This is a genomic window from Streptomyces sp. NPDC005266, from assembly GCF_040607655.1.
Taxonomy (GTDB): domain Bacteria; phylum Actinomycetota; class Actinomycetes; order Streptomycetales; family Streptomycetaceae; genus Streptomyces.
Map to the genome: position 1 here is coordinate 319,373 of NZ_JBEXHC010000003.1, position 11,347 is coordinate 330,719.

At 71.6% G+C, this 11,347-nt stretch carries 10 protein-coding genes and 1 pseudogene; 1 reads left to right on the forward strand and 10 read right to left on the reverse strand.

Annotated features, from left to right (window positions below; all coding sequences use genetic code 11):
• Positions 1 to 76 precede the first annotated feature (76 nt).
• From ABZU99_RS07925 to ABZU99_RS07945, 5 genes are all read right to left on the reverse strand, one after another.
• On the reverse strand, positions 77 to 1,174 hold the full coding sequence (locus tag ABZU99_RS07925; RefSeq protein WP_355940764.1) for a polyprenyl synthetase family protein: 1,098 nt from the start codon (positions 1,172 to 1,174) through the stop codon (positions 77 to 79).
• Positions 1,171 to 2,832 carry a hydroxysqualene dehydroxylase HpnE gene (gene hpnE / locus ABZU99_RS07930; protein WP_356043839.1) on the reverse strand — a complete coding sequence of 554 codons (1,662 nt, stop codon included), beginning with the start codon at positions 2,830 to 2,832 and terminating at the stop codon, positions 1,171 to 1,173. The genes ABZU99_RS07925 and hpnE overlap by 4 nt, the downstream gene beginning before the upstream one ends.
• Complete coding sequence (hpnD, locus tag ABZU99_RS07935; RefSeq protein WP_356043842.1) at positions 2,829 to 3,791, reverse strand: presqualene diphosphate synthase HpnD; 963 nt, start codon at positions 3,789 to 3,791, stop codon at positions 2,829 to 2,831. Before hpnD ends, hpnE begins: the two co-directional genes overlap by 4 nt.
• Positions 3,788 to 4,687 carry a squalene synthase HpnC gene (hpnC, locus tag ABZU99_RS07940; protein ID WP_356043906.1) on the reverse strand — a complete coding sequence of 300 codons (900 nt, stop codon included), beginning with the start codon at positions 4,685 to 4,687 and terminating at the stop codon, positions 3,788 to 3,790. Before hpnC ends, hpnD begins: the two co-directional genes overlap by 4 nt.
• 408 nt (positions 4,688 to 5,095) lie before the next feature.
• Complete coding sequence (locus ABZU99_RS07945; protein ID WP_355940755.1) at positions 5,096 to 5,836, reverse strand: TetR/AcrR family transcriptional regulator; 741 nt, start codon at positions 5,834 to 5,836, stop codon at positions 5,096 to 5,098.
• Between the two features lie 435 nt (positions 5,837 to 6,271).
• On the opposite strand from ABZU99_RS07945, the gene ABZU99_RS07950 reads away from it, so the two are divergent.
• On the forward strand, positions 6,272 to 7,009 hold the full coding sequence (locus ABZU99_RS07950) for a sigma-70 family RNA polymerase sigma factor (RefSeq protein ID WP_356043844.1): 738 nt from the start codon (positions 6,272 to 6,274) through the stop codon (positions 7,007 to 7,009).
• Between the two features lie 160 nt (positions 7,010 to 7,169).
• Here ABZU99_RS07950 and ABZU99_RS07955 read toward each other — a convergent pair whose 3' ends face one another.
• From ABZU99_RS07955 to ABZU99_RS07975, 5 genes and pseudogenes are all read right to left on the reverse strand, one after another.
• Complete coding sequence (locus ABZU99_RS07955; RefSeq protein WP_356043908.1) at positions 7,170 to 7,706, reverse strand: hypothetical protein; 537 nt, start codon at positions 7,704 to 7,706, stop codon at positions 7,170 to 7,172.
• Between the two features lie 36 nt (positions 7,707 to 7,742).
• Positions 7,743 to 8,569: pseudogene (locus ABZU99_RS07960) on the reverse strand (beta-ketoacyl synthase N-terminal-like domain-containing protein); the annotation flags it as partial.
• A 72-nt stretch (positions 8,570 to 8,641) separates the two neighbouring features.
• Positions 8,642 to 9,466, reverse strand: coding sequence for an ABC transporter ATP-binding protein (locus tag ABZU99_RS07965; RefSeq protein ID WP_356043846.1), 825 nt, complete (start codon positions 9,464 to 9,466; stop codon positions 8,642 to 8,644).
• Positions 9,459 to 10,394 carry an ABC transporter permease gene (locus ABZU99_RS07970; RefSeq protein WP_356043848.1) on the reverse strand — a complete coding sequence of 312 codons (936 nt, stop codon included), beginning with the start codon at positions 10,392 to 10,394 and terminating at the stop codon, positions 9,459 to 9,461. Before ABZU99_RS07970 ends, ABZU99_RS07965 begins: the two co-directional genes overlap by 8 nt.
• An 80-nt stretch (positions 10,395 to 10,474) precedes the next feature.
• Positions 10,475 to 11,347 carry a glycosyltransferase gene (locus tag ABZU99_RS07975; RefSeq protein WP_355941518.1) on the reverse strand — a complete coding sequence of 291 codons (873 nt, stop codon included), beginning with the start codon at positions 11,345 to 11,347 and terminating at the stop codon, positions 10,475 to 10,477.

Below are 11,347 nucleotides of genomic sequence, written 5' to 3' on the forward strand. Positions count from 1 at the left end.
TCGTTGGGGTCTCCGTCGGCCGGCACCCCGGCTGGGCGCCGGCCGGCGACTGCGAGCTATGCGCGGTCGATGGGGGTCACCTCTCCCGTACGACGACGAAGTCGGCGAGCGCCACGCACCGCTCCCGTACCCGGTCGGGCATGTCCACCGAGTCGAGGGCCTCCATCGCGGTCGCGTGCTGTCGGCGGGCCTCCTGGGAGGTCCAGTCCCGGCCGCCGGCCTGTTCGATCAACGCCGCCCGGGTGGCGAACTCCTCCTCGGAGAAGTCGGCGAACTCGGCGTCCGGCTTGTGCGCGTCGGCGGCGAGGATCCGGGCCAGGCGCTCGGAGTCGGGGCCGCCCGCGGACAGGGCCGCGACCACGGGCAGGGACTTCTTGCGCTGGCGCAGATCGCTCCAGGTCCGCTTGCCCGTCGCCTCCGGGTCGCCCCAGATGCCGAGGAGGTCGTCCACGGCCTGGAAGGCGAGCCCGAGGTGGTAGCCGTAGCGCTCCAGGGTGTCGGCGGTGCGGTCGTCGGCACCGCCGAGGACGGCGCCGATGGAGGCGGCGCAGGCCAGCAGCGCGCCCGTCTTGTTGCCCTCCATCTCCAGGCACTCCTCGACGGTGACCCGCTCACGGTGCTCGTAGCTGATGTCCTGGGCCTGGCCGTCGATCAGCTTTCGGCTCGCGGAGGTGAGCCGGCGGGCCGCCCGCCCGGCCTCCGCGGTCCCGAGCTCCAGCAGTATTTCGTTGGCCAGGGCGAAGAGGGCATCCCCGACGAGGATGGCCTGGGCCGGGCCGTGCACCTTCCATACGGTGTCACGGTGGCGGCGCTGCTCGTCACCGTCCATCAGATCGTCGTGGAGCAGCGAGAAGTTGTGCACCAGCTCGACGGCGACCGCGCCGGGCACCCCGGTCTCCGGGGCGGCGCCCGCCGCCTCGGCCGACAGCAGCGCGAGCGCGGGACGGACGGCCTTGCCGCCGTCGCCCTCGGCCGGGTTGCCCTCGGCGTCGATCCAGCCGAAGTGGTAGGCGGCGACGGTGTCCATGGGCGGGGCCAGTCGGCCCACGGCGGCGCGCAGCACCGGCGTGGCGAGCGTGCGTCCGCGCTCCAGCAGCGCCATGACGCCTGAGGTGTCGACAGCTGGGGTCGCCGGGGTCACGGTCTCTCCTCTGTTATCTGTGGTCGTGCTCATGCCGCCTCCTTGGGCGTCCCCCCGCCGGGGGCGGGGAGCGGATTCAGATGCGGGCGGCCGAAGTCGGAGAGGGCCGCGCGGGCGGCGGAAAGACCGCTGCGCACGGCGCCCTCCATGGTCGCGGGCCAGCCGGTGGCGGTCCACGCACCGGCCAGGTAGAGGCCGGGCGCGTTGGTGGGGGCGGACGGCCGCAGCCGTCCGACGCCGGGGACGGGGGCGAAGGTGGCGGTGCGCTCCCGGGTGACGAAGAAGTCCCGCACCCGGGCGCCGCGGGCGGGCGGCAGCAGCCGCTCCAGCTCGGGCAGATAGCGGGTGCGCAGCTCGGCGACCGGGCGGTCGATCTCCTCGTGCGCCGCCGACTGCGACACCGCCAGGTACTGGCTGTCCCCGGCCCGGGGCGCGTCCCTGAGCCCCGAGGCCGCCGTACGGTCGAAGACCCACTGGACGGGGGAGCCGAGCGCGGCGAAGAAGGGGAGGCGCAGCACCGTGCGGTCGTAGATCACATGCAGATTGAGGATGGGCGCGGTGCCGATGCCCAGCAGCCGGTCCGGATGGTCGAGGGCGCCGTCGGGGAGCAGGGCGTGGGCGTCACGCTGCGGTACGGCGAGGACGACGGTGTCGGCGTCGTCGAGGGGCTCGCCCGGCCGCTCGCCGGTGCGCACGCTCCAACGGCCCTCGGGGGTACGGGTCAGGCCGGTCACCCGGGTGCGCAGCCGCGTCCGTACGCCCGCCGCCTCCAGGGCCGCGCGGGCGAGGGTGTCGTGCAGCTCGCCGAGCGGGACGCGGGCCCAGCCGATGTCGGCGGCGCCGGGCTCGGAGAGCAGCCCGGTCTTGAAGACCATCGAGGCGAGGCCCAGCGAGGCGTGCTCGGCGGTGGCGTTGAGCGTGGCCACGCCCACCAGGTCCCAGAGCGCCTCGATGGCGCGCGGCGACTGGCCGTGGCGGCGCAGCCAGCCCGCGAAGTCCACCCCGTCCAGCGCCGGGTCCTGGGGGTCCAGCCGGCCCAGGGCGAGCGCGGCACGGCCGACCCGGGCGCGCTCGGCGAGCGAGAGATGGGGGTAGGTGGACAGGCTCGCGGACAGGTGCAGCGGGACCGGCAGGGCGGTGCGGCGCAGCCGGCCGAGCCGCCGCCCGCGCCGTCCGTTCGCATCCAGCACGGGGACGTCCAACCGCCCCTGGAGCGGGGCGAGTCGGGCGGCACCGACCCTTTCCAGGAACCACTGGTAGGCGGTGCAGCAGCGCAGATGGACATGCTGGCCGTTGTCGACGGTCAGCTCGCCCGCCGGGGAGGAGCGGTGGAAGGAGAAGGCGAGACCGCCGAGCCTCGGCCGCCCCTCGAGCAGCGTGACCCGCAGCCCGGCGTCGGCGAGCGCGAGCGCCGCGGCCGTCCCCGCGAGTCCGCCGCCGATCACCACGGCCGTGGCGGGCCCGCGCGGCGCTGGGCGCCCCGCCCCGGCACCGGCGGTCCGGGGCCCCCGGTCGTCCGCGTGGAGCCGCCCGGCGCCGCAGGGCATGCGCTCACCGCCGAAATGGGGGCTCGCGGCCGGGGTGGAGTTCGTCCCCGGCGCGGGGCCGGCGGTCGAGCCGGGGTTCGCGGCCGGAGCCGGGCCGGCAGCGGGGCCCGCCCCCGGCGCGGGGGGCGTCGGGGAGTCCGTCATACCGGCCTCCCGGCGCCGCGGCGTGCGACGGCTCTGGCGTCGAGCCCGGCCAGCCCGCGCACGGCGACATATGCCTTCTCGCGGCCGGGCAGCGAAACGCGGCCGCGCAGGACGGCCGCGGGGTCACGGGCGATGCGCTCGAGAAGTCTGCGGTAGATGCCCGCCATGGCGGCCACACACGCGCCGCTGCGCCGGTCCAGCATGGGCAGCAGCCGGAAGCCCTCGGCGAACAGCGCCCTGGCCCGCCGGACCTCGAAGTGCACCAGTCCGGTGAAGTCGGCGTCCGGCGGGGCGGTGGAGCTGCGGAACGCGGCGGAACAGCCGAATTTGGCGAGGTCGTCGGAGGGCAGGTAGGTGCGCCCGGCGGCGGCGTCCTCGCGGACGTCCCGGAGGATGTTGGTCAGCTGGAGGGCGAGCCCGAGCGTGTCGGCGTACTCCGGGGCGCGCCCGAGCTCGTCCTCGCTGTGGCCCGCGCCGGGCACGGTGCCGAACACACCGAGCGAGAGGCGTCCGATGGCGCCCGCCACACAGCGGCAGTAGGCCTTGAGGTCGTCCCAGGTCTCATAGGTCTGCCCGGCGACATCCATCAGCACGCCGTCGATCAGCTCGTCGAGTCCGCCGAGCGGGATCGGGAAGCGGTGCGCGGCGTGCGCGAGCGCCACGGCGACCGGGTCGGTGTCGTCCTCCTTGATCCCGCCGCCGCGGATCCGGCCGAGCAGGGCGCGGGCGTCGGCGAGCCGGGCCCGCTTGGCGTCGGGGCCGAGGGGGCCGTCGCCGATGTCGTCGATGCGGCGGGAGAAGGCGTAGAGCGCCGACATCGCGTGGCGCTTCTCGGTCGGCAGCAGCCTGATGCCGTAGGCGAAGTTGCGGGCCTGGTGCCCGGTCACGGCCTCGCAGTAGCGGTACGCCGCGAGCACTGGCGCGGACGCGTGCGGAGATCCGTTCACGGTCCGGCTCACCCCTCTCTTCGCAGTGTCGCCCCCACCTCGCGCAGCAGGCTGAGCTTGGTGGGCCTGGGCGGTCCAGGGAGTACGTCATGTCCCGCGGCCGCGACCGCCCGCAAGGCGGCCCGCCCCCCGGCCACGAATCCGGCGAGCAGCACCTTGAGCCTGCCGTGGACGCTACCCACCAGGGGGGTGCCTTCATTCAGCAGGGCCACGGCGCGTTTCGCCTCGTACGCGACCAGTGCGCGCACCGATGCGCCGCCCCGGGGGGCGGCGAGGTCGGCCTCGGTCACCCCGAAGCGTTTCATGTCCTCCGCGGGCAGATAGACGCGGTCCCGGCGCAGGTCCTCGGCGACATCCTGCAGATGCTCGACGATCTGCAGGGCGGTGCAGATCGCGTCGGAGCGGCGGATCCGCTCGGGGCTCGCGGTGCCGGTGATGCCGAGGACGAGCCGCCCCACCGGGTTGGCGGACAGCTCGCAGTAGTCCAGGAGCTCCTGGTACGTGGCGTACCGCCGGACCCGCTGATCCTGGCGGTTGGCCTCGATCAGGCCGCGGAAGGGCGCGGGGGTGAGCCCATGACGGCGGACGGTGGGGCGCAGCGCGCGCAGCAGGGGGTGACGCGGCTCCCCGGACGGCTGGAAGACCCGCTCCAGATCGGCCTCGAACGCATCGAGCATGGCGAGCGCGTCGTCCGCCCGGTCGCGGTCGAGCCCGAGCAGCTCGGCGTCGGCGCCGCCGGGCGGCAGATCGCCGTCACCGATGTCGTCGACCAGCCGGGCGTAGCCGTAGACGGCCATGAGATCGGCGCGCCAGGACCGGGGCACGAAGAAGGGGGCGACGGGAAAGTTCTCGTGTGCGGCCTTGTCGAGCACGGCACGGGTGGCTTCCCGCCGGCCGGCCGGGCTCATCGACGTGGTATGGGGTCCCCCGCTGCGCTCGTCCGCCACGGTCACCGTGGACAGCCTGGCGTACGGGCGAGCACCAGGACGCCACGCAGACCCCGGCGACCGGGCCCCGCGGCAGCGCTGGAGATGGGCCGTGTAGCCAATGCCGTCACATCCCCCGTTCTACACCGGTTGGTCGGCACGATCCGGACACGCCGCGCCGCCATGTCAAGGGCGTCCGGCCCCGAGCCCCCGAACAGGGGACAAGGGTCCGGTTTCGACATGATCCGGACGGGCATTGCTACAGCTTACGCCCCTCGGTGTACACACGTGCGGGGCTACACCCGTCCGTGACCTCGCCCATGTGACCGCTGGGTGACCGCTTGGTGACCTGTTCAGCAGGGCTCTTCAGCAGGCCTTTCAGCAGGCTCTTCAGCCGACCTCTTCGTAGAACTCGGAGATGCCCAGCACCGCGCACAGATCGCGCAGCTCGAACTCGAAGAAGGACTGGCCCTCCGCCAGGGCGAAGGACATATGGCCGAGCGCCTCCATGGAGATCACCCCGTACAGCCGCACCCAGCAGCGGAGCATCACGGCGATGGCACCCGGCGGCATGTCCACGCACTGGTCCTCGCTGAGCGCCGCCAGCGAGCGGGCGAGCCCGGGGGCGAGCTCGTCCTCCGCGGGGGCCGGGAAGCCCCGCAGCCGCCACAGGTCGGAGACCAGATCGGAGAAGACGGAGCCGAAGACCCAGCCCATATGGCGGTCCGGCTTGGTCTCCTCCCGGCCCAGGCCCGGCGCCCACGGCCCGAGGATGAGCCCGAACTCATGGGGGTGCTTGATGGCCCAGACGCGCAGCGCGCGGGCGCCGCCGATCAGTCTGCGGCCGGACTCTTCCTCGGGGTGCTGTCCGAGGACCCCGCGCATGAAGCGGGCCATTTCCTCGAAGATGTCCACGCGCAGCTGAAGGATGAGCGCGTCCCGGCTGCTGAAGTAGCGGTAGACGGCCGGCGCGGTCATGCCCATCTCACGCGCGATGGCCCGGATGGTCACATTTTCCGGGCCCTCCTGTACCAGGAGCGTCCGAGCGACGTCCTTGATTTCACGGATGGTCGCGATGCGCAGCCGCTCGCGCCGTGAGTACGGCGCTACGTGCGCTTCCCCTGGCGACACGCGTCCCCCTCCCAGATACCCCGCCGCTCGACGCCGGTCGACAACCCGGCGTACAGGCACACGATACAGCGCCTCCGTTTAGTGAACACCGGCAGCGGCGGCGCCTTCGGTTCACCGCCCCGTTCACCGGCCTGACCGTGGGCCACCGGAGGCCCCGCACCGGCCCCTCCCGGGTCCGCCTCGGGTGCCCCGGGCCTGCCGGTCCGGACCGTTACGGAAGATCCTCGGACGTCCATTCGCGGCTCATTCGTGCGAAGAGTGAATCAACCTTGACTACCCGACAGGGAACAGTTGACATCCGCGGTCCACGCCGCCCTATAGTAAACATGCGTAGCGGAGGTGAAATTGAGTTCCAGTTCCTGATCGCTACGCCTCACGGAAAGGGCATATGCAACCCGTTCCATCAGGAGCACAAATAGGAATACGGGGGGATAGGTGTACGCACGGTCATCGCACGATCTGGTGGACGGCTGTCTTGCTGGGGACCAGGACTGCTGGAATCGGATCGTCGAGCGGTACGCACCGCTGATCTGGGCCATCGCCCGCTCTCATCGACTCAGCACGGCCGATTGCGCGGATGTGAGCCAGGCGACCTGGCTGCGCGTGGTCCAGCATCTGGACAAGCTCCGCTCGCACGACCGGCTGACCCAGTGGATTTCCACGTCGGCCCGGCGGGAAAGCCTGAAACACCTGGAGAAGGCGGGGCGCAGCGTGCCCGTCGGCGGCGCCGAGGCGTTCGACCGCCCCGAGACCTCGGGAGAACAGCCGGAGGATCTCGCGCTGGCCCGCGAGCGCGACGACGAAGTACTGAGCGCCTTCGGCTCACTGACTCCGAAATGCCAGGCGCTGCTCGGTCTGATGGTGACGGATCCGCCGCTGTCCTACGACGAGATCAGCGAGACACTCGGCATGCCGCGGGGATCACTCGGGCCGATCCGCTCACGCTGCCTTGCCCATCTGAAGAGGATTTTGCAGGAGCAGGGAGGAATTCCCAAGAGCGATACCGCCCTGGTCTCCCATATCCGGGCGGCCGGCCTGCGGGCCTTCGCGGTGAGCTGCCGGGTCACAGCCGAGAAGCGTGAGCCGAATGGCTCCCGCGGGCCTCGCCCTCCCCGCCCTCCCGCACGTCTTCCGCATTCTCGCCCGCACCATGACGAGAAGCATTTTCTCTGAAGAGCGCCTGCGGATTATCGACAACACCGCGCGCACCGGACCGAGAGCGTCGGACAGTCTCCCCAACAATTCGGCCTGCTCGTCATCCATCGCTACGGCTCCCCTTTTTGCGGACTCCATCATTCAACAGTTGGCTCCACAACCGCTCATGCCACGTACGTCACCATGTCGGCTCCACCGCCGCCAGCGCCAGGGCGACTTGCTGTCCCTCGAGTCCACGGGCCACCGCTACCGCGTGGCGCACGGGGAGGTCGCGGGCCTGATGGGGCACCCAGTCCAGGGCCTGGCAGTCCGGGTCCGGCCGGTCGAGGTTGAGCGTCGGCGGCACCGCGCCGTAGTCGATGGCCAGCGCGGCGACGGCGGCGCCCAACGCCCCTGCGGCGGCGCCCAGATGGCCGGTCGCGGGTTTGACGCTGCTGGCCACCGGCCGGGGTCGGGACCCGCCGAAGACTGCCCGCAGCGCCCTCGCCTCGCTCAGGTCGCCCAGCCGGGTGGCGCAACCGTGCGTGGCCACGTAGTCGACGTCCTCGGGGACGGTGCGGGCCTCCTCCAGAGCGCGCCGGACCGCCGTGGTCAGCGCTGCGCCGTCCTCGGCAGGGGCGAGCAACCGGGCGCTGTCCAGGGTGGAGCCGAAGCCGCGGATCTCGGCGTAGAGATGGGCGTCGCGGCGGCACGCGGCCTCGTACTCCTCCAGCACCAGGAAGGCCGCGGCCTCGCCGAGTACGGAGCCGGAGCGGTCCGCGTCGTACGGCCGGAAGGCCCGCCTCCCCAGGTCGTCACGGGTGCTGAGCCCGCCGAGGCCGTCCATCGTGGATGCCGCCCACCACGGCGCCGCGTCGTCGCAGCCCCCCGCGAGGGCCACCTGCGCCGCGCCGCCCGCACGGACCGGTAGGCGCGGCCGATGGCGGTGGCGCTCGCGTCCGCCGTGCCATGGAAACAGGTGTTGGGGCCTTTGAGTCCGTACGCGGCGGAGAGGTGAGGGAGCACGGTGGACCGGCGGCCCGCCACGGAGGAGAGCGGCCGGGATACGGCGAAGGCGCGCTCGCCCAGCAGCGCGAGGCCGGCGCGGCCGTCCGGCCCCCGGGCGACGAGGCTGCCAGTCAGCAGATGGGACGTCTCCTTGGCGCCGCCGACGAACGCGGCGGCCCGCTCGGGGTCGTAGGCTGCGAAGTCCAGGCCGGAGTCGCGGACGGCGAGCGCGGCGCCCGCGATGGCCAGCTGGTCGTTGCGGGTGGTGGTGCGCAGCGCGCGCCGGGGCGCATACGCGGTGGGGTCGAAGTCCTCGATCTCGGCGGCCAGCGGAAGTCGGAACGAGGCCGGGTCGTAGCCGCGGACCGGTCCGACCCCGGTGCGTCCTTCCAGCAGCCCCCGCCAGGTCTGCCGCTGCCCCGCGCCGAGCGCGGTGAGCAGCCCGATGCCGGTGATCACTACGCGCTTCGCGCCACCGCCCCCCGCGGACGCGTCGACGCGGTCGATCAGATGGAATCGCAAGGTGCCCCCCGAGGCCGTCACGGCCGTATGCCGGCTGTCCACCACAACAGATCCGGGGGCGGGCGGCACGGATACACCTACGACAAGGCCCCGCCGGATCGTTCCGGCGGGGCCTTGTCCTTCGCGGGGTGCGGAAGACGGCTACTTGCCCGTCTCCTTCTCGTACGCCTTGATGACCTCGTCGGTCGGGCCGTCCATCAGCAGCTCGCCCTTCTCCAGCCACAGCACCCGGTCGCAGGTGTCCCGGATGGACTTGTTGTTGTGGCTGACGAGGAAGACCGTCCCGGCGTCCTTGCGGAGCTCGCGGATACGGGCCTCGGAGCGCTTCTGGAACTTCCGGTCACCGGTCGCCAGCGCCTCGTCGATCATCAGCACATCGTGGTCCTTGGCAGCGGCGATCGAAAAGCGCAGCCGGGCCGCCATGCCGGAGGAGTACGTCCGCATCGGCAGCGTGATGAAGTCGCCCTTCTCGTTGATGCCCGAGAAGTCCACGATGCCCTGGTAGCGCTCGCGGATCTGCTCCCGCGACATACCCATGGCCAGTCCGCCGAGTATGACGTTCCGCTCACCGGTCAGGTCGTTCATCAGCGCCGCGTTCACACCGAGCAGCGAGGGCTGGCCATCGGTGTAGACCTTGCCGCGCTCGGCGGGCAGCAGTCCCGCGACGGCCTTCAGCAGGGTCGACTTGCCGGAGCCGTTGGAGCCGATCAGACCGATGGACTCGCCCTTGTAGGCGACGAAGGTGACACCGCGCACGGCGTGCACCTCGCGCATACCCGGGGCGCTCTTACGGCGCAGCATGCGGCTGAGGGCGGCGGTGGCGCTGCCCCGGCCCTTGGGGCCGCCGTTGACGCGGTAGACGATGTGCAGATCGTCGGCGATGACGGTGGGCACCCGCGCCCCGTTGGGGGCCGCCGAGGGGGCATCGCCCGTCTGGGCGGCTTTGTCGAGAGTCTGCTCAGCCACGGCCGTACTGCTCCTCTGCCTTCCAGAAGTACACGAAGCCGCCGACGCCGACGAGCGCGGCCCAGCCCAGAGCCAGCGCCCAGACATGCGGCGGCAGGTTCGCCGAGGTGTAGTCGTTGATCACGGCATACCGCATCAGGTCCATGTAGACCGCCGCCGGGTTGGCCAGCAGCAGGTCGGAGACCCAGGAGTGCGCCCCCGCCTTCTGAAGCATGTGCTCCAGCGGATACATCACGCCGGACGCGTACATCCAGGTACGCAGGATGAACGGCAGCAGCTGCGCCAGGTCCGGAGTCTTGGCCCCCATCCGAGCCATGATCAGCGCCAGACCGGTGTTGAAGACGAACTGCAGCAGCAGCACCGGGATGATCAGCAGCCAGGCCAGGGCCGGGAAGTGCCCGAATCCCAGCAGCACGACGACCAGCACGATCATCGAGAACAGCAACTGCTGGAGCTGCTGAAGCGAGAAGGAGATCGGGAGCGAGGCGCGCGGGAAGTGCAGCGCCCGCACCAGGCCCAGGTTCCCGGAGATCGCCCGCACCCCGGCCATGGCCGAGTTCTGCGAGAAGGTGAAGACGAACACACCCGTCACCAGGAACGGGATGTACATGTCGTTCTCCATCCCGCCCCTGCCGCCCAGCAGGAGACCGAAGATGAAGAAGTACACCGCGGCGTTCAGCAGCGGGGTCGCCACCTGCCACAGCTGACCGAGCTTGGCCTGGCTGTACTGAGCAGTGAGCTTGGCCTGCGAAAAGGCCAGGATGAAGTGACGCCTGCCCCACATCTGGCGGATGTACTCGCCGAAGCTCACCCGGGCGCCGCTCACCGAAAGGCCGTACTTCTTCGCCAGCTCGGCCGGGGACAGGCCGTCGTCGGGTGATGGCGGGGCACTCACGGCGACCGCACCGTCGTGCGTAGTCTCGCTCACAGTTGACACTTTCGTCTTCAGGGTGCGCTGAGCGGGGCCGCGCCCCGGGTCGCGCCCGATGCTCTTCGGATACGAGCTTGTCAGATGACAGGAGGTCGGCCCAGTCGGGTCAGGCGCCATACCGTACGCCACTTCATGGGGCGGCGTGGACCACACGGTGTCTTCCAGCCTTCCCGGAACCCTCCCAACCAGGCCCGAAGTGCGGTTTTGGAGGGACGCCTGGCCAGTGTGAGCAGCAGCCAGACACCCAGATAGACGGGAACGAGCAGGGCGGGAAGGTTTCGCCGGGCCAGCCAGACCCGGTTGCGGGCGACCATCCGGTGGTAGACCGCGTGCCTGCTCGGCGCGGTGGTCGGATGGTGCAGCACCATGTCCGACCGGTAGTCGATCATCCATCCGGCGTCCAGCGCCCGCCAGGCGAGATCGGTCTCCTCATGGGCGTAGAAGAACTCGTCCGGCAACCCTCCGACCTGCTGGAACACGGTGGTGCGGACCGCGTTGGCACCGCCCAGGAAGGTGGTCACCCGGGACGACCGCAGGGGGTCGGAGGCGCGCAGCCGGGGCACATGGCGACGCTGGGTGACACCGGTCTCGGGGTCCGCGATACGGAACGAGATGATGCCGAGCTTCGGATCGGCGGCGAACGCCTGACGGCACAGCTCGGCCGTGTCCGTGCCCGGCAGCAGCCCGTCGTCGTCCAGGAAGAGCAGCACATCGACCTCGGAGCCGCCCGGTCCGAACGCCTCGATGCCGACATTGCGGCCCGCCGGGATGCCCACGTTCTCGGGCAGCTCGACGGTCCGTACGCCGTCGGGGAGCGTGGGCAGCGGCGAGCCATTGCCCACGACGACCACCTCGATCGGGTCGCCGTCCTGCTTGGCGACCGAATCGAGCAGCGCGCGCAGCTCCTCGGGGCGGTTGCCCATCGTCAGGACAACCGCTCCGACCCGCAT

Excerpts from the sequence above, each read along its gene's own strand:
- ABZU99_RS07925 (WP_355940764.1), bottom strand. The coding sequence starts at position 1,174 with ATGAGCACGACCACAGATAACAGAGGAGAGACCGTGACCCCGGCGACC.
- hpnE (WP_356043839.1), bottom strand. The coding sequence starts at position 2,832 with ATGACGGACTCCCCGACGCCCCCCGCGCCGGGGGCGGGCCCCGCTGCC.
- hpnC (WP_356043906.1), bottom strand. The coding sequence starts at position 4,687 with ATGAGCCCGGCCGGCCGGCGGGAAGCCACCCGTGCCGTGCTCGACAAG.
- ABZU99_RS07975 (WP_355941518.1), bottom strand. The coding sequence starts at position 11,347 with ATGCGGGTCGGAGCGGTTGTCCTGACGATGGGCAACCGCCCCGAGGAG.